The sequence below is a fragment of the Tranquillimonas rosea genome (assembly GCF_900111315.1).
Lineage (GTDB): Bacteria > Pseudomonadota > Alphaproteobacteria > Rhodobacterales > Rhodobacteraceae > Tranquillimonas > Tranquillimonas rosea.
On sequence record NZ_FOGU01000002.1, the window covers coordinates 368390 to 395104 of the forward strand.

Sequence of the window (26715 nt, forward strand, 5' to 3'; positions counted from 1 at the left end):
ACGTCGGGGTGGGCGTGAGCCGCCCGGCGGGGTCGGACCCGCGCAATTTTCAGGACAGGACAGATGCCACATTTTCTCGATATCGACCGGACCGATCCGCAGGCGCTGCGGGGCATGATCGACCGCGCGCGCGCCATGAAGATGGCGCGCAACGGGGCGCCCAAGGGCGTGCCGGATTCCGAACAGCCGCTGGCCGGGCGCATGGTCGCGCTGATCTTCGAGAAGCCGTCGACGCGGACGCGGGTGTCGTTCGACGTCGGGATCCGGCAGATGGGCGGGCAGACGATGGTCCTGTCGGGCGCGGACATGCAGCTGGGCCACGGCGAGACGATCGCCGACACTGCCCGCGTGATGAGCCGGTACGTCGATCTCATCATGATCCGGACCTACGAGGAGCAGACGCTGCTGGAAATGGCCGAGCATGCCACCGTGCCGGTGATCAACGGCCTGACCAACCGGACGCATCCCTGCCAGATCATGACCGACGTTATGACCTACGAAGAGCATCGCGGGCCGATCGCGGGGCGCAAGGTCGTGTGGTCGGGCGACGGCAACAACGTGTTCGCCTCCTTCGCCCATGCCAGCCGCCAGTTCGGCTTCGACCTGACCTTCACCGGGCCGCAGCCTCTGGACCCCGAACCGTCGCTGCGGGATTGGATCACGATCGAGCGCGACCCCTACAAGGCGGTGCAGGGCGCCGACCTAGTGGTGACGGATACCTGGGTGTCGATGCACGATCCCCAGAGCGCCAAGGAGCGCCGGCACAACCAGCTGCGCGGCTACCGTGTGGATCGGGACCTGATGGCGCAGGCCAAGCCGGATGCGCTGTTCATGCATTGCCTTCCCGCGCATCGCGGTGACGAGGTCACGAGCGAAGTGATGGACGGACCGAGCTCGGTCGTGTTCGACGAGGCCGAGAACCGGCTGCACGCGCAGAAGGCGATCCTGCGCTGGTGCCTCGACGTCTGAGTGTCTAGCCGTCGCCGTGACGCGCCAGAAGCGCCCGTGCGCGGGCCTCGGCGCGGCGGACGCGAACGGCGGTCAGGAACGCTTCCTGCATGGTCTGCGAGGAGGAGCCGATTTCGTCGGCAACCTTCTGCACCAGCGACTCGTCACCCGTCCTGCCGGCGCGGGCCAGGGTTTCCTGGGCGAGTTCGTCCGCGAGGGTCTCCAGTAGTTGCATCCCGGCTCCCGTTGCGCCACCGCTTGCGCGCGGCGGTAACCCGAATATCTGCTGCCGGCAAGGAAAGGAACAGTACAATGGCCGACATCGGGCTAGTAGGGCTCGGAACGATGGGGGCGGCGCTTGCCCTCAATATCGCCGAGCGTGGATACGACATAGCGGTGCACAATCGCACTGTCGAGAAGATCGGGCAGTTCGTCGACAGTGCCGGCGAGCTTGCATCGCGCCTGACGGCCGCCGAGACGCCCGAGGCCCTCGTCGCATCGCTGTCGGCGCCGCGGTCGGTGATCCTCATGGTCCCCGCCGGGGCGGCGGTCGACGCCACGATCGACCAGTTGATCCCGCTGCTGGACAAGGGTGACACGCTGGTCGACGCGGGCAACGCGGATTTCAACGACACCCGTCGCCGCGAGGCCGCGCTGGCCGAGCGCGGGCTGAACTTCATCGGCATGGGCGTGTCCGGCGGCGAGGATGGTGCGCGGCACGGTCCCTCGATCATGGTCGGCGGTCCCGAGAAGAGCTATGCGGCGATCCGCGAGATCGTCGAGGCCATCGCCGCGGATTACCAAGGCTCTCCCTGTGCCGCCTGGCTCGGGCCGGACGGCGCCGGGCATTTCGTCAAGACGGTGCACAACGGCATCGAATACGCCGACATGCAGATGATCGCCGAGGTCTACGGCCTGCTGCGCGACGGCGAAGGCAAGACGCCCGCCGAGACCGCGCCGCTGTTCGAGCGCTGGAACGAGGGCAAGCTGCGCTCGTACCTGATCGAGATCACGGCAGAGGTGCTGCGCGCCCAGGACAAGACGTCGGGCGGGCCGCTTCTGGATGTGATCCGCGACAGCGCGGGGCAGAAGGGCACCGGCCGCTGGACCGTGATCGAGGCGCTCAAGCTGGGGCAGTCGGCCTCGGCCATCGAGTCCGCCGTCGCCGCGCGGTCCTGGTCGTCGATGGGCGAGGCGCGCGCCGCGGGCGAGAGCCGGTTCGGCGCGGCGGAAAAGGGCACGCTGTCGCTGGATGACGGCGAGCTGGAGCAGGCCCTGCTGGCCGCGCGCATCATCGCCTATGGGCAGGGGCTGGCACTGCTGCAATCGGCGTCCGAGCATTTCGACTGGTCCCTCGACCTCGGCCGCGTGGCCGAGATCTGGCGGGCCGGCTGCATCATCCGGTCGGACCTGTTGGACGACATCTCGCAGGCCGCGCGCGAGGGACTACCCCACGGGTTGCTGACGCTCGCGCCCGCCTTTGCCGACCGGATGGAGACGGCGGTGCCGGCGCTGCGGCGCGTGGTGCTGGAAGGTCTGCGCGCCGGGCTGCCGATGCCCGCCATGTCGAGCGCGCTTGCCTGGTTTGACACGATGCGCCAGTCGCGCGGCTCGGCCGACCTGATCCAGGGGCAGCGCGATTTCTTCGGCCGCCACGGGTTCGAGCGGACGGACAACGGCCTGAGCGACCAGCACGGCCCCTGGGCCGACTGATCGCCACCCGGATACGAGTAAGGGGCGCCCGGCGGGGCGCCCCTTGTCCTTGGCGGCAGTGCGCGCGTCGCGCCTAGCCCACGTCCTTGTAGGACACCTGCTTGACGTCGCCGCCCGATTGCTCGCGCCGCAGCAGCAGGCGGTTCAGGGCGTGGATATACGCCTTGACGCTGGCGACCACGGTGTCGGTGTCGGCCGACTGGCCGGTGACGAGGCGGCCGTTCTCTTCCATCCGGACGCTGACCGTGGCCTGGGCGTCGGTGCCCTCGGTCACGGCGTGGACCTGGTAGAGCTGCAACCGCGCCTCGTGGGGGAACAGCTCCTTCACCGCGTTGAACGCCGCGTCCACCGGACCGTCGCCATGCGCCGTCACCTGCAGATCGTCGCCGTCGACCTCGAGCGTCAGGTCGGCGGTCTGCGGCGCCTCGGTGCCGCAGATGACCCGCAGGAACTTGAGCTTGATCCGCTCGCCGTCGCTGCCGGACTGGTCGCGCATCAGTGCCTCGAGGTCGTCGTCGTAGACCTCCTTCTTGCGGTCGGCGAGCGCCTTGAACCGCACGAAGATGTCCGACAGCTGGTTGTCGGCCAAGTCGAAACCCAGGTCCTTGAGCTTGGCACGCAGCGCGGCGCGGCCCGAGTGCTTGCCCAGGACGAGGTTGGTTTCCTTCAGGCCGATATCCTCGGGGCGCATGATCTCGAACGTCTCGGCGTTCTTCAGCATGCCGTCCTGGTGGATGCCGCTTTCATGGGCAAAGGCGTTCTTGCCCACGATGGCCTTGTTGTATTGCACCGGAAAGCCCGAGACGGTCGCCACCTTGCGCGAGATGTTGATGATCTTCGTGGTGTCGATCGACGTGCGGTAAGGCATGATGTCGCCGCGCACGCGCAGCGCCATGACGACCTCTTCCAGGGCGGTGTTGCCCGCCCGCTCGCCCAGGCCATTGATCGTGCATTCGATCTGACGCGCGCCGCCTTCGACGGCGGCAAGGCTGTTGGCCGTCGCCATGCCCAGGTCGTTGTGGCAGTGGGTGGCGAACACGATGTCCTCGGCTCCGTCGATCTCGGCGATCAGGCGGCGGATAAGGTCGGCGCTTTCGACCGGGGCGGTATAGCCCACGGTGTCGGGGATGTTGATCGTCGTGGCGCCGGCGTTGATCGCGATCTCGACCACGCGCTTGAGATAGTCCCACTCGGTCCGCGTGGCGTCCATCGGGGACCATTGCACGTTGTCGCAGAGGTTGCGGGCGTGCGTGACCGTCTCGTGGATGCGGTCGGCCATCTGGTCCTGCGTCAGGTCGGGGATGGCCCGGTGCAGCGGCGAGGTCCCGATGAAGGTGTGGATGCGCGGCGATTTCGCATGCCGGACCGCCTCCCAGCAGCGGTCGATGTCCTTGGTGTTGGCGCGGGCGAGGCCGCAGATCGTGGCGCGCTCGGTCTGCTCGGCGATCGCCTTCACCGCCTCGAAATCGCCGATCGAGGCGATGGGAAAGCCCGCCTCGATGATGTCGACGCCCATCTCGTCGAGCATGCCCGCGATCTCGAGCTTTTCGGCGTGGCTCATGGTCGCGCCCGGAGATTGCTCGCCGTCGCGCAGCGTGGTGTCGAATATCAACACCCGGTCCTTGGTCTGGTCGGTCATGGAACTGTCTTTCGTTTCGTCCTTAAGCCTTGTCGTCCGGCGCGGAAGGCGGCCCCTGAGCGCTCGCGCCGAATGGCACGCTCAGAGGCGGGTAAGGAGAAGCAGACCGGCAAGGCGCAGCGCGGGTGCGGCGCGGGCAACGATATGTGCGGTGCTGGTCATGAAGCATAGTATGACGGCAAAGCGCCGCAGGGAAAAGATCAAAAATGTCTCGCGTTTGACCGGACACCGCCGCCCCCTAGCTGGCGCGGCATGGATGACACGGCACGGACGGCATTGGTCACCGGCGCGGGCGCCGGTATCGGACGCGGCACGGCGCTGCATCTAGCACGGCGTGGCTGGCGCGTGGCGGCGCTCGACCGCGACGCGCGGACGGTGGAGTCGCTGGTGGGTGAGGTCGGCGAGATCCTCCCCCTCGTCGCCGATGTCTCGGACGAGGGCGACGTGCGTCGCGCGGTGACCGAGGTGTCGGGCTGGTCGCCCGAACTGCACCTGCTGGTGAACAACGCAGGCATCGCCGATCCGCTCTCGGGTCCGGTCGAGGCGCTGTCGCTCGACGCCTGGAACGACTGGATCGGCACCAATCTGACCGGCGCCTTCCTGATGGTGAAGCATTGCGTGCCGCTGCTGCGGGCGGGCGAGGGCGCAATCGTCAACGTCTCGTCGACCCGCGCGCAGCAATCGGAACCCGATTGCGAGGCCTATGCCGCCTCGAAGGGCGGTCTTTCGGCCCTGACCCACGCGCTCGCCGTCAGCCTCGGGCCGGCGATCCGGGTGAACGCCGTGGCACCCGGCTGGATCGACACCACCGGAGAGACGCTGCGCCCCGAGGATCACGCCCAGCATCCCGCGGGGCGGGTGGGCCAGCCCGACGACGTGGCGGCCGCGATCAGGTGGCTGGCGGACGAGGCCGCGGGATTCGTGACGGGGCAGGTGCTGACCGTCGACGGCGGGATGACCCGCAAGATGATCTATCGGGAGTGATGCGCATGAAGAGGGCACTCGTGATCGGGGCCACCGGCGGGATCGGCCACGCCGTGGCGGCCGAGCTGGAGCGGCGGGACGTCGAGGTCACGCGCCGCTCGCGGAGCGAGGACGGCTTCGAAGTGACCGACGAGGCCCGGATCGAGGCGGGCCTGGCCGATCTCGAGGGGACGTTCGACCTGATTTTCGTCGCGACGGGCGCGCTCAAGATCGACGGCAACGGGCCGGAAAAGTCCCTGCGGCAGCTGAACGAGGAGGCCCTGGTCGGGCAGTTCCGCGCCAACGCGGTGGGGCCGGCGCTGGTGCTGAAACACGCCCGGCGGCTTCTGCCGCGCAAGGAACGGGCGGTGTTCGTCGCCCTTTCGGCGCGGGTCGGGTCGATCGGCGACAACGGGCTGGGCGGCTGGTACTCCTACCGCACGGCCAAGGCCGCGCTGAATCAGCTGATGCACGGCGCCGCCATCGAACTGGGCCGCAGCCACCGCAGCCTTGTCGTGGCGTGCCTGCATCCCGGTACGGTCGAGACCGGCTTCACGCAGGACTATCCCGATCACGACAAGGTCGGGCCGGAGCGGGCCGCCGAGCGCCTGGTGGACGTGGTGGAGACGCTGACGCCCGAACACTCGGGCGGGTTCTACGATTACGCCGGCAAGGAGATCCCCTGGTGAGCCGCCTGATCCTTGTCCTCGGCGATCAGCTGAGCCCGGAGCTGTCCGCGTTGAAGGAGGCCGACAAGACCTCGGACGTGGTGGTGATGGCGGAGGTGGCCGACGAGACGACCTATGTGCCGCACCATCCCAAGAAGATCGCGCTGATCCTTGCCGCGATGCGCAAGTTCGCTGCCGCCCTGCGCGCCGACGGCTGGACGGTCGCCTACAGCGAACTGGACGACAGGGGCAACTCGGGCTCGATCGCGGGCGAATTGCTGCGCCGGGCCGAGGAACACGGAGCGCGCGAGGTCGTCGCGACGGAGCCGGGCGAGTGGCGGCTGATCTCGGTGCTGGAGGACATGCCGCTGCCGGTGCGGCAGTTGCCCGACACGCGCTTCGTCGCCTCTCACGCAAGGTTCGAGAGCTGGGCCGAGGGCCGCAAGAGCCTGCGGATGGAGTACTTCTATCGCGAGATGCGGCGCGAAACCGGCCTCTTGATGGAGGAGGGCGAGCCGGCGGGCGGCAAGTGGAACTTCGACCACGACAACCGCGAGCCCGCGCCGGAGGAAATCGACTTCGGCGGTCCGATGCGGTTCACCCCCGACGAGACCGTCGAGGAGGTGCTGGAGCTGGTCGAGCGCCGCTTCGGCAACGGCTTCGGCGAGGTGCGCCCCTTCTGGTTCGCCACCGAGGCGGGGCAGGCCCGGCGGGCGCTGACCCATTTCGTCAAGCACGCCCTGCCGCGCTTCGGCGATTACCAGGACGCGATGCTGGACGACGCGCGGTTCCTCTATCACTCGGTCCTGTCGCTCTACATCAACATCGGCTTTCTGGAACCGCTGGAGGTGTGCCGCGCGGCCGAGGACGCCTGGCGGTCCGGCGACGCGCCGATCAACGCGGTCGAGGGGTTCGTCCGGCAGATCATCGGCTGGCGCGAGTTCATGCGCGGCATCTACTTCCTGCACGGCCCCGACTACGTGCGGCGGAACGCCCTGAACCACCAGCGCAAGCTGCCATGGTTCTACTGGGACGAGACGGCGACCCGGATGAACTGCGTCGCCCGCGTCGTCGAGCAGACGCGGGAGGAGGCCTATGCACACCACATCCAGCGGCTGATGGTGACCGGCAATTTCGCCCTTCTCGCCGGGATTGACCCGGCCGAGGTCCACGAATGGTACCTTTCGGTCTATGCCGACGCCTACGAATGGGTCGAGGCGCCGAACGTGATCGGGATGAGCCAGTTCGCCGACGGCGGCGTGTTCGCCTCGAAACCCTATGTCTCGTCCGGCAACTACATCGCGAAGATGTCGGATTACTGCGACCACTGCGCCTATTCGGTGAAGCGGAAGACGGGGGAGGGGGCGTGCCCGTTCAACCTGCTCTACTGGGCGTTCATGGACCGTCACCGGGAGCGGTTCGAGAAGAACCCGCGCATGACGCAGATGTACGCCACCTGGGACCGAATGGCGGAGGACCGCCGCGAGACGATCCTGGCTGAGGCGGGCCAGTTCCTCGACGCGATGTCGCGCGGCGACCGGGTCTGATCCCAAGGCCGCGCCTGCGGCGCGACACGACAATTGCGCCGCCCTCCGGGCGCCGCGCCGGGCCGGACCTGCGGTCCGGCGACGCCTCCGGCGGGGATATTTCGGGGCAGAAGAAGGGGGGGCTTCAGGCCGATCCGGACTCGTGATGGGCGCGGCTGTCGGCGGGGGCCTCAGCGCGGTCGTGGAGACCGTAGTCGCGCAGGACATGGGCGACGCGGAGGCGGTAATCGGCGAAGATCATGTCGCGGCCCTGGCGCTGGGCGCCGCGATGGGCGGCGAGGCGGCGCCAGCGGGCGACGGCGGCCTCGTCCTCGAAGAAGGAAACCGACAGGATCTTGCCGGGCGTCGAGAGGCTCTCGAACCGCTCGACGGAGATGAAGCCCTCGACCTCTTCGAGCATCGGGCGCATCTCGGCGGCGATCGAGAAGTAGGTGTCGCGGTGTTCGTCGTGGGGCGTGACCTCGAAGATGACGGCGATCATGGCGGTCAGTTCGCCTGGGTCTCGGCGTCGTCCGCGGCGGCCTCGTTCTCGACCAGGGCGCCGTTTTCCCAGGTGCCGCTGGCCTCTTCGCCGGTGGCGTAGCGGATCGTGCCGTCGCCCTGGCGCTTGCCGCCGACGAACTCGCCTTCGTAGACATCGCCATTGGCATAGGTGGCGGTGCCGCGGCCCTCGATCTCTCCGTCCTGCCAGGCGCCGGTATAGGTGAAGCCGTCGGACATCGTGATCGTGCCCTCGCCCTCGCGTGCGCCGTCGGCGAACTCGCCCTCGTAGACCGTGCCGTCGGCGTAGGTCGCCTTGCCCTGGCCGTGACGCTGGCCGTTCCGCCACTCGCCGGTATAGGTGTAGCCGTCGGGATAGGTCATGGTGCCGGTGCCGTGGTTCTTGGCGTCCTTGAACGCGCCCTCGTACACCATGCCGTTGGCGTAGGTCGCGGTGCCTTCGCCGTCGATCACGCCGGCGCTCCAGCCGCCCTCGTAGGTGGAGCCGTCGGGATAGGTGATCTTGCCCTGGCCGTCGGCGAGGTCGTCGCGGAACTGGCCGGTATAGATCGAGCCATCGGGGTAGGTGACGGTGCCGTCGCCCTCGATCCGGCCCGCGACCCAGTCGCCGGTATAGATGTAGCCGTCGGTGCCGCGGAAGGTGCCCTTGCCCTCGCGCTGGTCCGCGACGAATTCGCCCTCGTAGACGTCGCCGTTGGCGTATGTGACCTTGCCGGTGCCCTGCCGCTCTCCGTTGACGAGCTGGCCCTCGTAGACGTCGCCGTTGGCCTGGGTGAGGGTCCCGGTGCCGTTGATCTGGCCGTCATTCCATTCGCCTTCGTAGACGAGGCCGTCGGGCATCGTCAGGGTGCCCTCGCCCTCGCGGGCGCCGCGGACCAGCTGGCCCTCGTAGACGGCGCCGTCGGGATAGGTGATCGTGCCCCGGCCGTCCTTGACACCGTCGACCCAGTTGCCCTCGTAGACGTAGCCCGATGGGCTTTCCATGCGGCCGAAGCCGTGGTGGCGGGCGTTGCGGAATGCGCCCTCGTAGCGCACGCCGTTGGCGTAGACGGCGACGCCCTGGCCGTTGATCGCGCCGTCCTCCCATTCGCCCTGGTAGGTGCCGCCGTCGGCGAAGGTGATCTTGCCCTGGCCCTCGGGCTTGCCGGCGACGAACGCGCCCTCGTAGATCGAACCGTTGGGGAAGCGCGCTGTGCCCTCGCCGCGGATTTCGCCGTCGACCCAGTCGCCGCTGTACTCGTAGCCGTTGGGCAGCGTGTAGGTGCCGGTGCCGTGCTGCAGGCCGCCCTTGAAGGTGCCCTCGTAGACGCCGCCGTCCTCGTACTGCTTGGTGACCACGTCGCCATCGTCCTGCGCCACGGCCAGGCCGGCCAGCGCCAGGCTCAGCGCCGCGGCCGCGACCCCGGTCCGGATCGACGGTTTGCCTGCCTTCATTCGCTGCACGTTCGCCCCCTGCCGCACGGTCCGCGGCGCCCTTTTCCGGATTGCGGCAAACGTAACCTTCACCCCCTGGGCCCGCAACGCTTTTTGCCCGCGGCGCCTTTCCATCGCGGTCAACTCTGCTAGATCGGCCCCAGTCCGCGACGGAGGTACCATGACGCAGCGTTTCCGCCTGACGCTCGCCCAGCTCAATCCAACGGTGGGGGATCTCGAGGGCAACGCCGCCCGGATCCGCGATGCCTGGGCGGCCGGCCGCGACGCCGGCGCCGACATGGTGGCCTTTCCCGAGATGTTCGTCACCGGCTACCAGGTGCAGGACCTGGTGCTGAAGCCCGCCTTCGTGCAGGCCGCGATGGAGCAGGTGGAGCAGCTGGCGGCCGAATGCGCGGACGGGCCGGCGTTGGGGATCGGCGCGCCCTATGCCTTTGGCGACAAGCTCTACAACGCCTACTGGATCTGCCGCGACGGCGCGGTCGTGGCGCGGGTGCTGAAGCACTGGCTGCCGAACGACACGGTGTTCGACGAGGTCCGGCTCTATGACAGGGGGCCGATCAGCGGACCCTACAGCATCGGGCCGGTGCGGATCGGCACGCCGATCTGCGAGGACGCCTGGTACGACGACGTGTCCGAGGCGCTGGCCGAAAGCGGCGCGCAGATCCTGCTGGTGCCGAACGGCTCGCCGTATTTCCGCGACCGGTTCGACACCAGGCTGAGCCACATGGTCGCGCGGACGGTCGAGACCGGGTTGCCGCTGGTCTATCTCAACATGGTGGGGGCGCAGGACGACCAGGTGTTCGACGGCGGGTCCTTCGTGCTGAACCCGCACGGGGCGCTGGCGCTGCAGATGCCCGTCTTCGACGAGACGATCGCCCACGTGGATTTCGTCGAGTCCGACGAGGGCTGGCGGGCCGAGGAGGGGCCGCGCGCGGTGCTGCCGGACGCGTGGGAGCAGGATTACCGCGCCATGGTCGAGGCGGTACGGGATTATTGCCGCAAGAGCGGGTTCGCGAAGGTGCTGCTGGGGCTTTCGGGCGGCATCGACAGCGCGCTGGTGGCGGTGATCGCGGCGGATGCGCTGGGGCCGGAGAACGTGCGCTGCGTGATGCTGCCGACGGAATACACCTCTCAGGCGTCGCTCGACGACGCGGCCGCCGTGGCAGACGCTCTTGGCTGCCGCCTGGACGAGGTGGCCATCGACGGGCCGCGGCAGGCGGTGACCGACGCGCTGGCGCATCTCTTCGCGGGCCACGCGCCCGATCTGACCGAGGAGAACATCCAGTCACGCCTGCGCGGGCTGAGCCTGATGGCGCTGTCCAACAAGTTCGGCGAGATGCTGTTGACCACCGGCAACAAGTCCGAGGTCGCGGTGGGATATGCCACGATCTACGGCGACATGGCGGGCGGCTATAACCCGATCAAGGATCTCTACAAGACACGGGTGTTCGAGACCTGCCGCTGGCGCAACGCCAATCACCGCGACTGGATGAAGGGGCCGGAGGGCGTGGTCGTCCCGCCCCGCGTGATCGACAAGCCGCCGACGGCCGAACTGCGCGAAGATCAGAAGGACGAGGACAGCCTGCCGCCCTATTCGGTGCTGGATGTCATCCTGGAGCAGCTGATCGACCGCGAGGCGAGCATCGACGAGGTGGTGCAGTTGGGCCACGAGCGGGCCCTGGTCGAAAAGGTCGAATCGCTGATCTATGCCAGCGAGTACAAGCGCTTTCAGTCGGCGCCGGGCACGCGGCTGACGCCGCGCGCCTTCTGGCTCGACCGGCGGTATCCGATCGTCAATCGCTGGCGGGACCGGCCGCGCGGCTAGTTCCAGTGCTGCGCGAGGGGGCCGTCCCGGCCCTGCGCGGGGTCGGATGCCGGACGGGGCACCGCGGCGATCGACTTGAGCACTTCGTCGAGCCCGCAGTCGAACGCGCGCAGGATGTCGGGCCGTTCCTGTCCGGGCGGATAGGCGCCGACGACGCGGAAATCCTCGCTTGCCGACAACAGCTTGTGGCCGAAGCCCGCGGGCAGGACCAGCACGTCGCCCTTCGAGATCTTAACGATCTCTCCGTCCGGACCGCCGAGATGCAGCTCGGCGTGGCCCGCGGCGACGCCTAGCACCTCGTGGCTGGCGGGGTGGTAGTGATGGTAGTCGAAGACACTCCACGTCCACATGCCGCCCCAGCCGTTGTCGGCAAAGACGTCGCGCAGCTGCGATTCGCCACCGGGGCAGGCGTCGGCTTCGAGAAGCGCGGGCCATCGGGGGTGGTTGGGTATGCCGCCGTTCGCCGGGGCGACCACTGTTTTCACTGTTTCCATGTCACTCGTCTCTCGTGCGTCGGCGCACAGGCTACGTGAGTTGGCCCCGTGGCGCGCGTGATTACCTTACCTGTCAGAACAACGCCCAACTGGCTCGAAAGGATCCAATCATGGCTGCACCGAAGATCGCGATCGTGTTCTACACGACTTACGGCAACAACCAGCGCGTCGCAGAGCTCGCCGCCCGCGCCGCCGAGGCGGCCGGCGCCGAGGTGAGGCTGCGCCGCGTGAAGGAAACCGCGCCCAAGGACGTCATCGAGCAGCAGGACGCCTGGAAGGCGCAGCTGGAGAAGATGGCCGACATCCCCGAGGTGTCCCACGACGACATGGTCTGGGCCGACGGCTATTTCTTCTCGTCGCCGACGCGTTTCGGCAACGTGACCAGCCAGATGCGCGCCTTCATCGACGGGCTCGGCCCGCTCTGGCAGGAGGGCAAGCTGGCGAACAAGACCTTCACCGCGACGACCAGCGCGCAGACGCTGCACGGTGGACAGGAATCGACGCTGCTGAGCCTCTACGTCACGGCGATGCACTGGGGGACGATCATCGTGCCGCCGGCATACGCGGACGGCATCAAGTTCCAGGATGGCGGCAACCCCTATGGCTATTCCTTCGCCGCCGGGTCGCTGGACGAGACGGGCGAGCAGTCAATCGCCTACCAGGCCAAGCGTCTGGTCGACATGACGCAGAAGCTCGTCGGCTGACTGACCGGGCTTTGACGGACATCGGATCGGCCGGGGCCAGTGTCGCCCCGGCCGTTTCATTCGGGCGTCAGAGCTTGCGGAGCGAGCAGTCCTGCGCGAGCTTTTCCGTGGTCTCGCGGTCGCAGAGGCGTGTCGCCTCGGTCATCACCGCGTTCGACGCGGCCGCGACACCGAACCGCAGCGCCTCTTCGGGGCCGTGAGCCTCGGCCAGCGCAAGGGTGAACGCCCCGACGAAACTGTCGCCCGCGCCGACCTTGGAAAGCACCGGCACCTTCGCCCCGACCGAGTGCCAGCTTTCCTCGGCGGTCGACAGGACCGATCCGTCGGCGCCGCGTGCCACGATGACCATCCGCGCGACCCCGCGCTTGACGAGGTCCTGCGCGAAGGCGGCGGTGTCCTCGACTTCGGGCAGGGCGCGGCCTGCCATTTCCTCGGCCTCGACGTCGTCCATCCTAAGGCAGTAGACCGAATCGTGCGGCGTCTCGACGAGGTGGTGCAGGGCGGGGCCGGAGGTGTCGACGATCAGCCGCGCCTGCCGGCCGGCGACGTGGCTGGCCAGGATCGAGGGAAAGTCCTTGGCGACGCCGGGCGGCTGGCTGCCCGACAGCACGACAAGCGTGCCGTCCCCGGTCGCCTGGTCGATCGAGGCCAGCGCCCGCTCGACATCGCCCTGTTCCCACGAGGGGCCGGGCATCACGAAGCGGTACTGGTCGCCGTTCGACTCGTCGATGATCGACACGCTTTGCCGCGTCTCGCCGGGCCCCTGGAAGGCCACGGTCGCGACGCCCTCGTGCGCTAGCCGCTGCAACAGCTGTGCCCCGGTGGAGCCGCCGATGGCGATCAGCGCGACCCCCTGGCCGCCGAGCTGCTTGATCGCGCGGGCCACGTTGATGCCGCCGCCGCCGGGATCGATATGCGGCTCGCTGCAGCGCAGCTTGAGCTCGGGCTGCACCTCGGGGGCGTTTGTCGAGAAATCGACCGTCGGGTTGAGCGTGATCGTCAGGATATGCGCGCGCATGTCTCTGTCCCCTTCCGTGCGTTCGCCGCAGCGTCCGCCCTCGTCGGCCGGGTTTCAAGCGGGTTTCGGCAATGTCGTTTTCCGCCGCTCCTGTCGCGGACGGGCGGGCCGGGGCCGCGCGGGCGCTGTATCACCGCGCCTTCCGCCCCTGTTTCCGTGACCCAAAACACATGATCCACACACACTCGATCCCCGGCGCGTTCAGCGACGCGGAATGTCTTCGCATCGTCGCGCAGGCCGACGCCGCGCCCGCCGCCGAGGCGCGGCTGGTCGGTCGGGCCCGCGACGACAACCAGCGCCGGTCCGAGCTGGTCTGGCTGGACGACGTGCCCGAGGCCGGTTGGGTCATGGACCGGATCATCGACATCGTGCGCGAGGCCAACCGGGACGCATTCGGCTTCGACCTGACGGAGTTCGCGGAAAGCGCGCAGGTCGCGCGCTATGGGGCGGACCGGGAAGGCCACTTCCACTGGCACGCCGATATCGGCGACGGCGCCGTGGCGGGACGGCGCAAGCTGACGATCGTGATCCAGCTTTCGCTGCCCGAGATGTATGCCGGCGGCGCGCTCGAGGTCATGCCGTCGGCCCGCACCGTGACCGCCCCGCGCGAGCGTGGCGCCGCCTGCCTGTTCCCGTCGTTCCTTTTGCACCGCGTCACGCCGGTGACCGAGGGCGCGCGCCGGTCGCTCACCGTTTGGGCACACGGCCCGGCGTTCCGCTGATGGGTCAGCCGGCGGCGATCCGGAACTGGTCGGTCGCCGGCACCCAGCGGAACCCGTCGCCCCGCGCCTCGACGAAGCCCGTGGCGGGGAAGGGCATGTGATAGCCGATCACCGGCAGCTTTTCCGCCGCAGCCATGCCGACGATGCGCCGCCGGGTCGCCGCCGCGGCGGCCTTGTCCATGTCGAAGCTTACCTCCCAGTCGGGATGGGCGAGCGAAAAGACATGGTGGTTGGCGGTGTCGACCATCATCAGCAGCTCTTCGCCCTCGGAGTCCAGCCGGAATGCCATGTGACCGGGTGTGTGGCCGAAGGCCTCGACCGCCGTGATGCCCTGCACCACGGCATCGCCGCCCTCGACGAAGGTCATGCGCTCGGCCAGGGGGCGGACCTTGGCCTCGAACGTCTCGCTCTCCATCTGCGACCAGGCGTCGAATTCCACCCGCCCCGCGACATGCCGGGCGTTGGGGAAGGTCGGGCCGTCATCGGTCATCAGCCCGTTCACGTGGTCGCCGTGCATGTGGGTCAGCACGACCGTGTCGATGTCGTCGGGCGTGTGCCCCGCCGCGGTGAGCGCGCGCAGCAGGCCGTCGGCGGACAGGCCGGTGTCGAACAGGACGCGCCCCTGCGGGGTCGAGACGAGGACCGGCGTGAAATACGATTGCCAGCGGTCCGCGGGCAGGAAGGCGTCCCGCGCGACCGTGGCGAAATCCTCGGCGCGGACATTGGTGCCGAAGGTCTTCTGCGGGTCGTCGGCGACCGTCCGGGTGCCCGCCAGCAGCGTCGACACCGTGAACCCGCCAAGCGGCAGGCTGTGCTGGATGGCGTTTCTGTCGATGGGCGTGTCCATGTGCGGCCTCCTTGGGTTGCCGGGCGGCAAGCTAGGCGCGCGAAGGGGCGGGTCGAGGGGCGCCTACTCCCACCAGCGGTCGATGCTGGCGATCTCCTCGTCGCTCCAGCCGAAATGGTGGGCCAGCTCGTGCACCAGCACATGCGCCACGAGGTCGCCAAGGGGCACGTCGCCGCGCCCGGACCATTCGTCCAGGATCGGGCGGCGGAACAGCCAAATCGTGTCGGGCCGCAGCGGCTGGTCGGCGACGGACTTGTCCGTCAGCGGAACCCCGTCATACAGCCCGGTCAGATCGAAGGCGTCGTCGATCTCCATCTCGTCCAGCAGGACGTCGGGGGCGAATTCCTCGACCCGGAGCGCGATCTCGCGGGCAGCGCGCGCCACGGGCGGAGGCAGCGCCTCGATCGCCGAACGGGCCATCGCGGCGATCTCGCCCGCATCGGGCGCGAGGAGGGGGGCGTAGTCGGTCTCTTCCATCCCGCTCACACTTGCGCGAGGCGGGGCCGGGCGCAAGGCTGCGTCGACGCCGGGCGGGCCGGGCGTGGCACAGGATACGCAGGTCCGGAGGCGCGCATTTCTGGACAAGACCCGCGCCATGTGGAAATGAGCCCGCGACAGGAGACACCCATGACCACGACCCGCTTCGCCCCGTCGCCGACGGGCCACATCCATATCGGCAACCTGCGCACCGCGCTGTTCAACTGGCTGATCGCGCGCAAGGCGGGCGGCACCTTCATCCTCCGGCTCGACGACACCGATCCCGAGCGCTCGAAGGAGGAATACGCCGACGCCATCAAGGAAGACCTCGAATGGCTCGGCCTGACCTGGGACCGGGTCGAGCGGCAATCTGCGCGACTCGACCGCTATGCCGCCGCCGCGGTCGACCTGCGCGAGAAAGGCCGCTTCTACGAGGCGTTCGAGACGCCCGGAGAGCTGGACCTCAAGCGCAAGAAGCAGCTGAACATGGGCCGCCCGCCGGTCTATGACCGGGCCGCGCTGTCGCTGTCCGAGGATGAGAAGGCCCGCCTGCGCGACGAGCGGGGCGGCCACTGGCGGTTCAAGCTGAACCACGAGCGGATCGAATGGGCCGACGGCATCCTGGGCGACGTGTCCATCGATGCGGCCAGCGTTTCGGACCCGGTGCTGATCCGCGCGGACGGCCAGGTGCTGTATACGCTGGCCTCGGTCGTGGACGACACCGAGATGGGCGTCACCCATGTCGTGCGCGGCTCGGACCACGTCACGAACACCGCCACCCAGATCCAGATCATCGAGGCGCTGGGCGGGCAGGTGCCGCATTTCGCGCACCATTCGCTTCTGACCGGCCCCCAGGGCGAGGCGCTGTCGAAGCGGCTGGGCACGCTGTCTTTGCGGGATTTCCGCGCGGCGGGGATCGAGCCGATGGCGCTCTTGTCGCTGATGGCGCGGCTCGGCTCGTCCGATCCGGTGGAACTGCGCGGCTCGCTCGACGAGCTGGTCGAGGGCTTCGACATCAGCCGCTTCGGCGCGGCGCCGACGAAGTTCGATTCCGAGGATCTCAAGCCGCTGACCGCCCGGACCCTCGCCGCGCGCCCCTACGAGGACATGGCCGAGGACATCCGCGCGGTGGGCGTGCCGGACGATCTTGCGCCGCTGTTCTGGAAGGTCGTGCACGAGAACGTCGAGACGCGGAACGACCTGGGCCCGTGGTGGGCGCTGTTCCGCGACGGGACCGATGATCCGGTCGTGGCCGACGAGGATCGCGACTTCGTCGCCGAGGCGTTCCGCCTGCTGCCCGAGCCGCCCTACACGCAGGACACCTGGGGCGCTTGGACCGCGCAGGTGAAGGACCAGACCGGGCGCAAGGGCAAGGGGCTGTTCATGCCGCTGCGCCTTGCGATAACCGGACGCCAGCGCGGGCCGGAGATGGCCGGCGTGATGGCGCTGCTGCAGACCAAGCCGCGGCTCTAGATCGCGACGGCGCCCACCGCGCGCAGGTGGGCGTCGACCATCGCCCGCTCGCGCGGTTCGAGGACCTGCGCGCGCGGATAGAGCGGCGCGTGACGGTCGTCGCGGATCGGGGTGTCCCAGCCGTCGGTCGTGGCGAAGAACGCCTCGACGCCGCTCTCGCCGAACTCGGTCAGGTATCCCTGCACGACCACGTCGAGATAGCTGAGGAGAATCGGGCAGGTGTCGTCGGGCACGCGATGCTTGCCCTTCGGGATCGTGTAGACGCGCACGTCCACGTCCCCGACAGGATGATCGACCCGCGGTGCCGCGACGCGGTCATAGCCGGTCTCGCGGGCGTCCAGCGCCGCCCAGTCGGCGCCCGGAACGGCGGCGATCAGGCCGTCGATGGCGCTACCCTCGACCGGAACCGCCGTCAGAAAAGCCTGCGGTTGCAGGTCGGTATGCCGCCAGACGCGCCGCCAGCCGTGCAAGCGCGCGGGATGTGCCGCGGCATAGCTGTGGGTCGCACGGTTCACGAGGCTGCCATAGCCAAAGAAGTAGGGGTCGCTCATGCCTTGCAGGTGTGGCCGCTGGTCGCCCCGAAGGCAAGGGCTTGCCGCTGATGCCCAGACGGTCTAACTATCCGCGGAACGACGACGGGAGAATCCGGGTCCTGCCCGGTGCCGAAGGAGCAACCGCCCCGGTAAACTCTCAGGCCAAAGGACCGCCGTCGGCACATATACTCTGGAGAGAGGCGCCATTGGCGTCCGCCGAAGGGATAACGATCTCAGGCGAAAGGACAGAGGGGGCACCTTGATCGCTGCCGGCGGGGCCGGCGTGTCGACCGGTGCCGGGGCCGATCCCCTCGGCGAGCAAGCGGAGGACGGATGCCCGACCTGAAACGGACATGCCTGCACGCCATGCACCTCGCGCACGACGCCAAGATGGTGCCGTTCGCGGGGTACGAGATGCCCGTGCAGTACCCGCCCGGCGTGATGAAGGAACACCTGCACTGCCGCAGCGCCGCCGGCCTTTTCGATGTCAGCCACATGGGGCAGGTCATCGTGCGCGGCGACGGTGCGGCCGAGGCGCTCGAGGCGCTGGTGCCGCAGAGTGTTTCGGGCCTCAAGGAAGGCCGCCAGCGCTATGCGCTGTTCACCAATGACGCGGGCGGCATCCGCGACGACCTGATGATCGCCCACAAGGGCGACCACCTGTTCCTCGTCGTCAACGCCGCCTGCAAGGATGCCGATCTGGCCCATCTGAAGGCCGGCCTGCCGGACCACGAGGTCGAGATGATCGACGATCGCGGCCTGATCGCGCTGCAGGGCCCGGCGGCCGAGGCCGCGCTGGCGCGGATCGTGCCGGCCGCCGCCAACATGAAGTTCATGGACGTGGCGAGCTTCGACAGCGATTTCGGCGAACTCTGGGTCTCGCGCTCGGGGTATACGGGCGAGGACGGCTACGAGATCTCGGTGCCCGCCGCCCATGCCGAGGCCTTCGCCGAGGCTCTGCTGTCGGACGAGGCGGTCGAGCCCATCGGTCTGGGCGCCCGCGACAGCCTGCGGCTCGAGGCGGGGCTGTGCCTCTACGGCCAAGATCTCGACGAGACGACCACCCCGGTCGAGGGCAACCTCGTCTGGGCGATGCAGAAGGTGCGCCGCCCCGGTGGCGACCGCGAGGGCGGCTTCCCCGGTGCCGAGCGCATCCTGCGCGAACTGTCCGAGGGTCCGGCCCGCCTGCGCGTTGGGCTGAAACCCGAGGGACGCGCACCGATGCGGCAGGGGACGCCGCTTTATGCACAAGAAGACGCCGAAACCCCCGCCGGTCACGTGACCTCGGGCGGCTTCGGTCCAAGCGTGGGGCATCCGATCTCGATGGGCTATGTCGAGACCGGGCTGGCCGAAACAGGCACCCGGCTGTGGGCGGAGGTGCGCGGAAAGCGCCGTCCGGTCACCGTCGCCGAGACGCCCTTCCGACCCGCAACCTACAAACGCTGACAGCAGGGACAATGACTATGAAATTCACCGAGCAACACGAGTGGCTGCGCGAAGAGGGCGAGCTGGTGGTCGTCGGCATCACCGAGCACGCCGCCGAGCAACTGGGCGACCTGGTCTTCGTGGAACTGCCCGAGTCCGGCACCAAGGTCGCCAAGGACGACGAGATCGTAGTGATCGAGTCGGTCAAGGCCGCCTCGGACATCCTGGCCCCCATCGACGGCGAGGTCGTCGAGGTCAACGCCGCGCTCGAGGACAACCCGGCGCTGGTGAACGAGGATCCGCTCGGCGAGGGCTGGTTCTTCAAGATGAAGATCGCCGACCCCTCGGTGCTGGCGGACCTGATGGACGAGGACGCCTACGCCATGTTCGTCGGCTGACCGGTCCGATCCGGCCGGCCGGAGACGGGCTCCGGCGGGACACCTTGACGAAAGATGATGAGGGTGGCCGAGCGCCGCCCCGGGAGATGAGAGAATGCCGTTCGAACCGACAGACTATCAGCCCGACGATTTCGCCAATCGCCGCCACATGGGCCCGTCGCCGGCCGAGATGGACGAGATGTTCGCCACGCTCGGCGTCGACAGCCTCGACGAGCTGATCGACCAGACGGTGCCCAAGGCGATCCGCCAGGCCAAGCCGCTCGACTTCGGGCCGGCCCTGAGCGAGAGCGAACTGATCGTCCACATGCGCGAGGTCGCCGCCCAGAACGAGGTCTACGCCTCGATGATCGGGCAGGGCTTCCACGGCACCGTGACGCCCCCCGCGATCCAGCGGAACATCCTCGAGAACCCGGCCTGGTACACCGCCTACACGCCCTACCAGCCGGAAATCAGTCAGGGCCGGCTCGAGGCGCTGCTGAACTACCAGACGATGATCAGCGATCTCACCGGGCTCGAGATCGCCAACGCGTCGCTGCTGGATGAGGCCACGGCCGCCGCCGAGGCGATGACGATGGCCGAGCGCGTGTCCAAGTCGAAGGCCAAGGGCTTCTTCATCGACGAGAACTGCCACCCGCAGAACATCGCCGTGATGAAGACCCGTGCCGAGCCCTTGGGCATCGAGGTGATCGTCGGCAAGCCCGAGGACATGGACGCCACCAAGGTCTATGGCGCGATCTTCCAGTATCCCGGCACGCACGGCCGTCTCGCCGATTTCTCGCAGCAGTTCTCGGCCCTGCACGAACAGCGCGGCGTCGGCATCGTCATCGCCGACCCGCTGGCCCTGACGCTGGTGAAGGAGCCGGGTGCGATGGGCGCGGACATCGCCGTGGGCTCGACCCAGCGTTTCGGCGTGCCCATGGGCTTTGGCGGCCCGCACGCCGCCTACATGGCCTGCCGCGATTCCTTCAAGCGCGCGATGCCGGGACGCCTTGTCGGCGTCAGCATCGACTCGCGCGGGAACAAGGCCTACCGGCTGGCGCTGCAAACGCGCGAGCAGCACATCCGGCGTGAGAAGGCCACGTCGAATGTCTGCACCGCGCAGGCGCTGCTGGCCGTCATGGCGTCGTTCTACGCGGTGTTCCACGGGCCCAACGGCCTGCGCGCCATCGCCGAGCGTGTCCATCGCAAGACCGTCCGCGTGGCCGAGGTGCTGGAAGGCGCGGGCTTCACCGTCGCGCACGAGGCGTTCTTCGACACCGTGACGGTCGAGGTCGGCGCGTTGCAGGGCGTGATCTTCGACGCCGCGGCGCGCAACCGGATCAACCTGCGCAAGGTGGGCGACACGCAGCTCGGCATCACCCTGGACGAGACGACGCGCGACGAGACGATGGCGCTTCTTTTCGCGTCCTTTGGGATCGAGGCCGCGGGCGGTGTCTCGGACGGCATCCGCATTCCCGACGCTCTGGTGCGCCGGTCGGACTACCTGACGCATCCGGTGTTCCAGATGAACCGGGCCGAGACCGAGATGATGCGCTACATGCGGCGCCTCGCGGACCGTGACCTGGCCCTCGACCGGGCGATGATCCCGCTGGGCTCGTGCACGATGAAGCTCAACGCCGCCGTCGAGATGATGCCGATCACATGGCCCGAGTTTTCGGCCATCCACCCCTATGCGCCCAAGGACCAGACGCGGGGCTACGAGTGGCTGGTGCGGGATCTTTCGGACAAGCTGTGCGAGATCACCGGCTACGACGAGATGTCGATGCAGCCGAACTCGGGCGCGCAGGGCGAATATGCCGGCCTGCTGACCATCGCGGCCTACCATGCCGCCAATGGTCAGGACCGCCGCATCTGCCTGATCCCGATGAACGCGCACGGGACCAACCCTGCCAGCGCGCAGATGGCCGGAATGAAGGTCGTTGTGGTCAAGTGCACCGAGCGCGGCGACGTCGACGTAGAGGATTTCCGGGCCAAGGCGGCGGAGGCCGGCGACGATCTGGCTGCCTGCATGATCACCTATCCCTCGACTCACGGCGTGTTCGAGGAGACGGTGCGCGAGGTCTGCGACATCACCCACCAGTATGGCGGGCAGGTCTATCTCGACGGTGCGAACCTCAACGCGATGGTGGGCGTCTCCAAGCCGGGTGAGATCGGCGCGGATGTCAGCCACCTGAACCTGCACAAGACGTTCTGCATCCCGCATGGCGGCGGCGGGCCCGGCATGGGGCCGATCGGTGTCAAGGCGCATCTCGCGCCTCACCTGCCGGGCGACCCGGCACAGGGTGGGACGGCCGTGTCGGCCACGGCCTATGGCAGCGCGTCGATCCTTCCGATCAGCTGGGCCTATTGTCTGCTGATGGGCGGCGCCGGACTGACTCAGGCCACCAAGATCGCCATCCTCAACGCGAACTACATGGCCGCGCGTCTTTCCGACGGGTTCGGCATCCTCTACCGCGGACAGAACGACCGCGTCGCGCACGAATGCATCATCGACGTGCGTCCGTTCGACAAGTCGGCCGGCGTGACGGTGGACGACATCGCCAAGCGCCTGATGGACAACGGCTTTCACGCGCCGACGATGAGCTGGCCGGTCGCCGGCACGCTGATGGTCGAGCCCACCGAGAGCGAGACCAAGGCCGAGCTGGACCGCTTCTGCGACGCCATGCTCTCGATCCGCGACGAGATTCGCGAGATCGAGGACGGCAGCGCCGACGCCGAGGTCAACGTGCTGAAGGGCGCCCCGCACACTGTCGAGGACCTGGTGGGCGAGTGGGACCGGCCCTACACCCGCGAGGCGGGCTGCTTCCCGGCCGGGGCGTTCCGCGTCGACAAGTACTGGCCGCCGGTCAACCGCGTCGACAACGTCTATGGCGACCGGAACCTGATCTGCACCTGTCCGCCGCTGGAAGAATATCTCGACGCGGCCGAGTGAGGCCGCTTGACACTGCCCGCGCGATGGTCCAAATCGCGCGGGACTTGGGGCTGTAGCTCAGTTGGGAGAGCGCGTCGTTCGCAATGACGAGGTCAGGGGTTCGATTCCCCTCAGCTCCACCAAGTCTCTCCGCCACGATCCGACATATCTCCCGCCGACTTGACCGGGACGCTCAGCGGTCCAGCGTCGCGCCGACCTGCGATGTGAACTGCGTGTAGCCGCTGTCGTTCTCGTTGGTCACCACCGGCGAAACCGAGGCGATGGCACCGGTCGAGACGGCCGTGTTGTCGGGCGAGATGAACGAGGCCGTGTCCGTATAGGGGCCGTGGGCGACAGAGACCGCCATCCCGACCGTCTTGTCGCCCTCTTGGATCAGCACCATTTCGACGCGCGCGGCATCGGGCTCTTCGGCGGCGCCCGGCGTCGGGCAGAGCGTCGCGGCGGCAAGGCAGAGCGGAATCAGGACGGGTCTGGGCATCGGGGCTCTCCGGTCGGGGCAGCGTCAGAAGCGCATCTGCAACGATGCAAGCAAGGTCTGCTCGGACGTCTCGAGCGGTTGCCCGATCGCGTCGTTGCCGTAGTCGTAGTCGATCTTCGCCCATTGCACCCGCAGGGTGGGGGCGTCGGCCGCGTCGCGCAGTTTCCACGCAAGGCCGGCGCGGGCGCTGATATAGGCGTCCTCGGTGGAGGCGGGCGTCACCTCCATCGTCAGCGAGAGGCGCTGGTCCACCCGGTAGTTCACGCCAAGGGTGGTGCTCGTCGCGTTCTCGTCGGTGCCGACATCGCTGAAGCGCTGGCGCAGGGTGTAGCCGAGGTTGCTGCGGCGATAGCCCGCGACCACGTCGACCAGGTTCGCGCCCTCGCCAGGCTCCAGCACCGTGCCGTCCACCTCGGGGCGGTCCAGTTCGACCGAGCCGGAGACGCCGAACCGCAGGCTGCTTTCCGCGCCCAGGGCGACACGACGGCTGAGGCTGGCCGAGAGCTCGCTGAAATAGTCACGGTCGGGGTCGCTGTAGAACGTGCCACCGGCGAACGCTTCCCACCCGGTTTCCGTGTTGACCTGCACGTCTCCGCCCGCATAGGCGTTGATGTCGTCGCCGACGATCAGGCCGGTATAGTAGCGCAGCACGCTGTTGCCGCTGGTCCGGTTGCCGGAAAAGCTCAGGTGCGGGACGTAGCGATAGTCGGAGACCTCCTGCGAGGTGACCTCGCGGATCGCGTCCTCGCTCGTCACGTCGGCGCCGCTTTGCACGAAAAGGTCGTCGATGCTGGTCAGGTCGATCTCGGACAGCTGGTCGGTGAGGTTGTCCACGATGGTCAGCTGACCCTCGATGATCTCGCCGGCCTGGCCCGTGGTGCCGCCCTGCGTGAACTCGGACTCGACGATGTCGCGGGTGCCCGTCCGGTCGAAGCGATAGCTGGTCGACTGCGCGATGTCCCTCACCGGCGAGAAGCCCAGCCAGATGGTGTTCGCCCAGGCGACGGGCGTTTCCGCGGCGCTCGTGGGGGGCGTTTCAGGGTGCGAGACCCAGGCCACGCCGGACTGATAGGCGGTGAAGCTGTCTTCGGGCAGGCGGGTGTTGTTCGCGGCGTAGAACAGGTTGTTGCTGATGCCCAGGTTCGGGGCCTCCCCGGTTTCGGGCAGGCGCGCGTCGAACGAGGGCAGGACCCACGCGAGGCCCTGCGTCACGAGCGCTTCGGTGGTCCACTCGTCCGCCTTCAGGACGACAGCGCCGCGGATCGTCCGGTCCAGTGTCGCCTCGTCGCTGTTGCTGTAGAGCCGCTGCTCGACATGCGACATCGTCGCGATCGGGCGGGTCTCGACGTTTTCGTAGCGGCTGATGCCGTTCCGGTCGCCGCGCAGCTCCGAAAAGCTGTAGCCGTTGTTGGGCAGGTCGACGACGAGGCCGGGATACTCGCCGGTCGCGGCGCTGCCACGCTGAAAGCCGGGGGCGGTCAGCGCCTCGTGCGTCTCGCGCTGGATGACGCGTCCGAAGGTGCTGTCGAACTCGAAGTTCTCGGGAAGTAGCGTGTCGGGGTTCACGTCGGCCTCGCCCACGTCGGCGCCGGGGGTATAGCTGCAGTAAGCGTCGGGGTCTTCGTTCCGGAACAGGCACTTGCCGGTGATGCTGAGGAACAGCCGCGACCCGCTAAGGTCCACCGCCTCGCGCTTGGTGGTGGTGACTGTGCGGGTGTTGTCGACGGTGCGCAGCTGGAAGTACAGCCCCGTCTGACGGCGCGTGAAGAGCGTGCCGCGCACGGCCTCGTCGATCTGCTCGTCCAGCGTGAACGTGGTGTCGAGCGTCGGGACCGTGTCGCGGTCCGGTCCGCCCAGGGCGCCGAGGCCGGCCACGCCCTCGAGCCCGAATTCCAGCTGCACGCCGTTGAGCGGAACGCGCGTCGTCAGCGGCACGACGCGTGCGGCGTTTTTGTCTGTCCGGGGCGCCCCGTCCGCGATCGCCGGAATGGAAAGACAGGCGAGGGCGGCCGCCGAGCAGCTGGCGGTCCAAACGCTGCGGGCGCGTTTCGTGGGCATGCGGTGGGGTCTCCGGAGGAACGGCGTTCCGAAAAAGGGTCTTGGTACATGTGCGCACAAGGCGGTCGGCCCGCCTTGTGCGTTGTCGGCTCTTGCGGTGCGCGTCGCGATCAGTAGTGGAAATTGTTCCCGGTGTTCACGTTCGAAGTGAAGCCCTGATCATTGAACTGCACGGTCGAGCTGATGGTGTTCGACGAGGGATACATGTCGTAGCTGTTGATGGACATGTAGTCGGTCTTCCCGCCGGTGGCGCCGCTGTTCGCGTTGGTGGCGCTGAAGTCGCCGTCGACCACAGCCGTGGCGTTCGAGACGGCCGATTGCGAGCCGGTCGCGATCGAGGCGGCCAGCGTGTCGAGCGGAAGCGACTCCATGGCCTTGGTGTCGAATGTCACGCCGATGGAAACGGAAAGCGGGCCGTTGGTGTCGGTCAGGCTCTGCGCCGAGGCGGCGAAGGGGACCGTCGCGATAATGCTGGCAACCAGAGCGGCGGAAAAGGTCTTGATGGTGGACATAGTCTCTCCTGATGTATCGCAACCATTTGTTATGGAAGCGAATTCGTCCTTGCGTCTAGGTCTGGGCGACGATCCGGCGGCCGTTCCACCGCGTCCGTCGCGAACGCAGAAAGACCATCGGCGGATGACCGAAGTAAGGAAGTGTTAAGCTATTGCGGGGTAAAATTAAGGCGCAACCGTTTCCGGAGCGGAGCCAATTCGCGGATAGATATTAATCTGTCGTTAACCAAGCGACGCTCACATCCAGTGGGGTGTACGGATCGGTCGAGTTCTCGTTTCAGGAGGTTTCGGCCCAATGCTAGCTCGTTACCTGCGGCGGGCGCGCTGGGGGGATTTGGCGCCGTCGGGCCGGGAGGAGGAGAAACCCGACGGCGCAATGTGAGGCGGACCGATTTTCCCTCACACGGGAGAAATGGTGGCCGACCCGGTTTGGTTTAAGGGTGCCCCCGAATTCGCCCCTGTTCCGTGGCGCCGCGGCAACCACGCGCCCGTGATCGGTCGTGAGGTCGCCGCCGCGACGCGCCTGGTTGCGACAGTGATGCCGGTTGCGTGCCGCGTCACCCTCGGGCCAACTGGCGCGATGACCCGCACCGCCCGCGCCATCGGACGATCGCTGCGTGCCTATTACGGCGACGCGCACCGCACCACGCGGATGGAGGCGCTGCTCTCGCAGTTCATCCGGCCCGGCGACCTGGTCTTCGACATCGGCGCCCATGTGGGCGACCGCACCGCCTGTGCCCGCCGTCTCGGGGCGCGGGTGGTCGCGCTGGAACCGCAGCCCGCCGTGTTCCGCGCGCTGCAGCGTCTGCATGGACGCGATCCGGACGTGGCGCTTGTCCGTGCGGCGGTGGGGAGTACCTGCGGCACGACGGTCCTGCACCTCAATTCCCGTAACCCGACGGTCGCCACCGCTTCGACGACCTTCGTCGCTGCCGCCGACGGCGCCGAGGGCTGGGCGGAACAGTGCTGGGACGGGCGCATCGAGGTGCCGGTGACCACGCTCGACGCGCTGATCGCCAGGTACGGTTTCCCGGCCTTTGCCAAGATCGATGTCGAGGGGCTGGAGGATGCGGTCGTCGCGGGGCTTTCCACCGCGCTGCCGGCGCTTTCGGTCGAGTTCACAACGCTCCAGCGGGACGTGGCGGGGCGGGCGCTCGAACGGCTCGAGGCGCTCGGGACGTACCGGTGCAACTATGCCCTGGGCGAGCGTCACACGCTCTGCCTGCCCGAATGGTGTTCTCCGGCGTCGATGGCCCGGCATGTCGCCGATCTGCCCCACGACACAAATTCGGGCGACATCTACCTGCGGCTCGACTGACTGTTTCCCTGCGGACACACCCGTCCACGCCGCTCACGTTTTCGGGAACCGCCCGTCATCTCGCGCATTTGATTGAAGGTTCTTGGGG

General features: G+C 68.2%; 25 protein-coding genes, 1 tRNA gene and 1 riboswitch. Of the genes, 14 read left to right on the forward strand and 12 right to left on the reverse strand.

Annotated features, from left to right (window positions below):
• Window positions 1-63: 63 nt before the first annotated feature.
• Entirely contained in the window at window positions 64-969 is a 906-nt protein-coding gene (gene argF / locus BMZ25_RS04845; RefSeq protein ID WP_092689236.1) for an ornithine carbamoyltransferase, read from the forward strand.
• A gap of 4 nt (window positions 970-973) precedes the next feature.
• Here the strand turns inward: argF and BMZ25_RS04850 are convergent, their stop codons facing one another.
• A complete protein-coding gene (locus BMZ25_RS04850) occupies window positions 974-1183 on the reverse strand; it encodes a hypothetical protein (RefSeq protein WP_092689240.1) in 210 nt (69 codons plus the stop codon).
• A 77-nt stretch (window positions 1184-1260) separates the two neighbouring features.
• Between BMZ25_RS04850 and gndA the strand changes: the two genes are divergently transcribed.
• Window positions 1261-2661 carry an NADP-dependent phosphogluconate dehydrogenase gene (gene gndA, locus BMZ25_RS04855; protein WP_092689243.1) on the forward strand — a complete coding sequence of 467 codons (1401 nt, stop codon included), beginning with the start codon at window positions 1261-1263 and terminating at the stop codon, window positions 2659-2661.
• Window positions 2662-2734: 73 nt separating this feature from the next.
• Here the strand turns inward: gndA and BMZ25_RS04860 are convergent, their stop codons facing one another.
• Window positions 2735-4300 (reverse strand): 2-isopropylmalate synthase, encoded by a 1566-nt coding sequence (locus tag BMZ25_RS04860; RefSeq protein WP_092689245.1) that lies wholly within the window; start codon window positions 4298-4300, stop codon window positions 2735-2737.
• A 252-nt stretch (window positions 4301-4552) separates the two neighbouring features.
• Between BMZ25_RS04860 and BMZ25_RS04865 the strand changes: the two genes are divergently transcribed.
• The 3 genes from BMZ25_RS04865 to BMZ25_RS04875 are packed head-to-tail and all read left to right on the forward strand — an operon-like array spanning window position 4553 to window position 7478.
• On the forward strand, window positions 4553-5284 hold the full coding sequence (locus BMZ25_RS04865; protein WP_092689247.1) for an SDR family oxidoreductase: 732 nt from the start codon (window positions 4553-4555) through the stop codon (window positions 5282-5284).
• A 5-nt stretch (window positions 5285-5289) separates the two neighbouring features.
• Window positions 5290-5952, forward strand: coding sequence for an SDR family NAD(P)-dependent oxidoreductase (locus BMZ25_RS04870; RefSeq protein WP_092689532.1), 663 nt, complete (start codon window positions 5290-5292; stop codon window positions 5950-5952).
• Window positions 5949-7478: a cryptochrome/photolyase family protein gene (locus tag BMZ25_RS04875; RefSeq protein ID WP_177190383.1), complete on the forward strand. Its 1530-nt coding sequence runs from the start codon at window positions 5949-5951 to the stop codon at window positions 7476-7478. The genes BMZ25_RS04870 and BMZ25_RS04875 overlap by 4 nt, the downstream gene beginning before the upstream one ends.
• Window positions 7479-7602: 124 nt before the next feature.
• On the opposite strand, the gene BMZ25_RS04880 is transcribed toward BMZ25_RS04875, so the two are convergent.
• Both BMZ25_RS04880 and BMZ25_RS04885 read right to left on the reverse strand, forming a co-directional pair.
• Window positions 7603-7959: an antibiotic biosynthesis monooxygenase family protein gene (locus tag BMZ25_RS04880; RefSeq protein WP_092689250.1), complete on the reverse strand. Its 357-nt coding sequence runs from the start codon at window positions 7957-7959 to the stop codon at window positions 7603-7605.
• A 5-nt stretch (window positions 7960-7964) separates the two neighbouring features.
• Window positions 7965-9413, reverse strand: a complete 1449-nt coding sequence (locus tag BMZ25_RS04885) for an MORN repeat-containing protein (protein WP_092689254.1) — start codon at window positions 9411-9413, stop codon at window positions 7965-7967.
• A gap of 160 nt (window positions 9414-9573) precedes the next feature.
• On the opposite strand from BMZ25_RS04885, the gene BMZ25_RS04890 reads away from it, so the two are divergent.
• On the forward strand, window positions 9574-11238 hold the full coding sequence (locus BMZ25_RS04890) for an NAD+ synthase (RefSeq protein ID WP_092689258.1): 1665 nt from the start codon (window positions 9574-9576) through the stop codon (window positions 11236-11238).
• Here BMZ25_RS04890 and BMZ25_RS04895 read toward each other — a convergent pair.
• Complete coding sequence (locus tag BMZ25_RS04895; protein WP_092689261.1) at window positions 11235-11732, reverse strand: cupin domain-containing protein; 498 nt, start codon at window positions 11730-11732, stop codon at window positions 11235-11237. The two genes, BMZ25_RS04890 and BMZ25_RS04895, sit on opposite strands and share 4 nt — an antisense overlap.
• Window positions 11733-11842: 110 nt before the next feature.
• On the opposite strand from BMZ25_RS04895, the gene wrbA reads away from it, so the two are divergent.
• Window positions 11843-12436, forward strand: a complete 594-nt coding sequence (gene wrbA, locus BMZ25_RS04900) for an NAD(P)H:quinone oxidoreductase (RefSeq protein ID WP_092689264.1) — start codon at window positions 11843-11845, stop codon at window positions 12434-12436.
• A gap of 67 nt (window positions 12437-12503) precedes the next feature.
• Here wrbA and BMZ25_RS04905 read toward each other — a convergent pair whose 3' ends face one another.
• Entirely contained in the window at window positions 12504-13454 is a 951-nt protein-coding gene (locus BMZ25_RS04905) for a 1-phosphofructokinase family hexose kinase (RefSeq protein ID WP_092689267.1), read from the reverse strand.
• A gap of 170 nt (window positions 13455-13624) precedes the next feature.
• On the opposite strand from BMZ25_RS04905, the gene BMZ25_RS04910 reads away from it, so the two are divergent.
• Window positions 13625-14176 (forward strand): 2OG-Fe(II) oxygenase, encoded by a 552-nt coding sequence (locus tag BMZ25_RS04910; protein ID WP_092689270.1) that lies wholly within the window; start codon window positions 13625-13627, stop codon window positions 14174-14176.
• Between the two features lie 4 nt (window positions 14177-14180).
• Here BMZ25_RS04910 and BMZ25_RS04915 read toward each other — a convergent pair whose 3' ends face one another.
• Both BMZ25_RS04915 and BMZ25_RS04920 read right to left on the reverse strand, forming a co-directional pair.
• Complete coding sequence (locus BMZ25_RS04915; protein ID WP_092689273.1) at window positions 14181-15023, reverse strand: MBL fold metallo-hydrolase; 843 nt, start codon at window positions 15021-15023, stop codon at window positions 14181-14183.
• A gap of 63 nt (window positions 15024-15086) precedes the next feature.
• Window positions 15087-15500 (reverse strand): metallopeptidase family protein, encoded by a 414-nt coding sequence (locus BMZ25_RS04920; RefSeq protein ID WP_092689279.1) that lies wholly within the window; start codon window positions 15498-15500, stop codon window positions 15087-15089.
• A gap of 150 nt (window positions 15501-15650) precedes the next feature.
• On the opposite strand from BMZ25_RS04920, the gene gltX reads away from it, so the two are divergent.
• Window positions 15651-16973 (forward strand): glutamate--tRNA ligase, encoded by a 1323-nt coding sequence (gltX, locus tag BMZ25_RS04925; protein WP_092689282.1) that lies wholly within the window; start codon window positions 15651-15653, stop codon window positions 16971-16973.
• Here the strand turns inward: gltX and BMZ25_RS04930 are convergent.
• Window positions 16970-17524, reverse strand: coding sequence for a gamma-glutamylcyclotransferase family protein (locus tag BMZ25_RS04930; protein WP_092689285.1), 555 nt, complete (start codon window positions 17522-17524; stop codon window positions 16970-16972). The genes gltX and BMZ25_RS04930 overlap by 4 nt on opposite strands.
• 75 nt (window positions 17525-17599) lie before the next feature.
• Window positions 17600-17689: riboswitch (glycine riboswitch) on the forward strand.
• Window positions 17690-17839: 150 nt separating this feature from the next.
• On the opposite strand from BMZ25_RS04930, the gene gcvT reads away from it, so the two are divergent.
• From gcvT to BMZ25_RS04950, 4 genes are all read left to right on the forward strand, one after another.
• The gene (gcvT, locus tag BMZ25_RS04935) at window positions 17840-18952 is read left to right on the forward strand and encodes a glycine cleavage system aminomethyltransferase GcvT (RefSeq protein WP_092689288.1); all 1113 of its coding nucleotides are present in this window, start codon (window positions 17840-17842) and stop codon (window positions 18950-18952) included.
• Window positions 18953-18969: 17 nt separating this feature from the next.
• Window positions 18970-19329 carry a glycine cleavage system protein GcvH gene (gene gcvH, locus BMZ25_RS04940; protein ID WP_092689291.1) on the forward strand — a complete coding sequence of 120 codons (360 nt, stop codon included), beginning with the start codon at window positions 18970-18972 and terminating at the stop codon, window positions 19327-19329.
• Window positions 19330-19423: 94 nt separating this feature from the next.
• Complete coding sequence (gene gcvP / locus BMZ25_RS04945) at window positions 19424-22261, forward strand: aminomethyl-transferring glycine dehydrogenase (protein WP_092689294.1); 2838 nt, start codon at window positions 19424-19426, stop codon at window positions 22259-22261.
• A 46-nt stretch (window positions 22262-22307) separates the two neighbouring features.
• Window positions 22308-22383, forward strand: a tRNA-Ala gene (locus tag BMZ25_RS04950).
• Between the two features lie 50 nt (window positions 22384-22433).
• Here BMZ25_RS04950 and BMZ25_RS04955 read toward each other — a convergent pair.
• The 3 genes from BMZ25_RS04955 to BMZ25_RS04965 form a co-directional block, all read right to left on the reverse strand.
• Window positions 22434-22739: a hypothetical protein gene (locus BMZ25_RS04955; RefSeq protein ID WP_092689297.1), complete on the reverse strand. Its 306-nt coding sequence runs from the start codon at window positions 22737-22739 to the stop codon at window positions 22434-22436.
• A 24-nt stretch (window positions 22740-22763) separates the two neighbouring features.
• The gene (locus BMZ25_RS04960; RefSeq protein WP_092689300.1) at window positions 22764-24797 is read right to left on the reverse strand and encodes a hypothetical protein; all 2034 of its coding nucleotides are present in this window, start codon (window positions 24795-24797) and stop codon (window positions 22764-22766) included.
• A 110-nt stretch (window positions 24798-24907) separates the two neighbouring features.
• The gene (locus BMZ25_RS04965) at window positions 24908-25309 is read right to left on the reverse strand and encodes a hypothetical protein (protein ID WP_092689307.1); all 402 of its coding nucleotides are present in this window, start codon (window positions 25307-25309) and stop codon (window positions 24908-24910) included.
• Between the two features lie 580 nt (window positions 25310-25889).
• Between BMZ25_RS04965 and BMZ25_RS04970 the strand changes: the two genes are divergently transcribed.
• Entirely contained in the window at window positions 25890-26627 is a 738-nt protein-coding gene (locus BMZ25_RS04970; RefSeq protein ID WP_092689542.1) for an FkbM family methyltransferase, read from the forward strand.
• The last annotated feature ends 88 nt before the right edge of the window (window positions 26628-26715 follow it).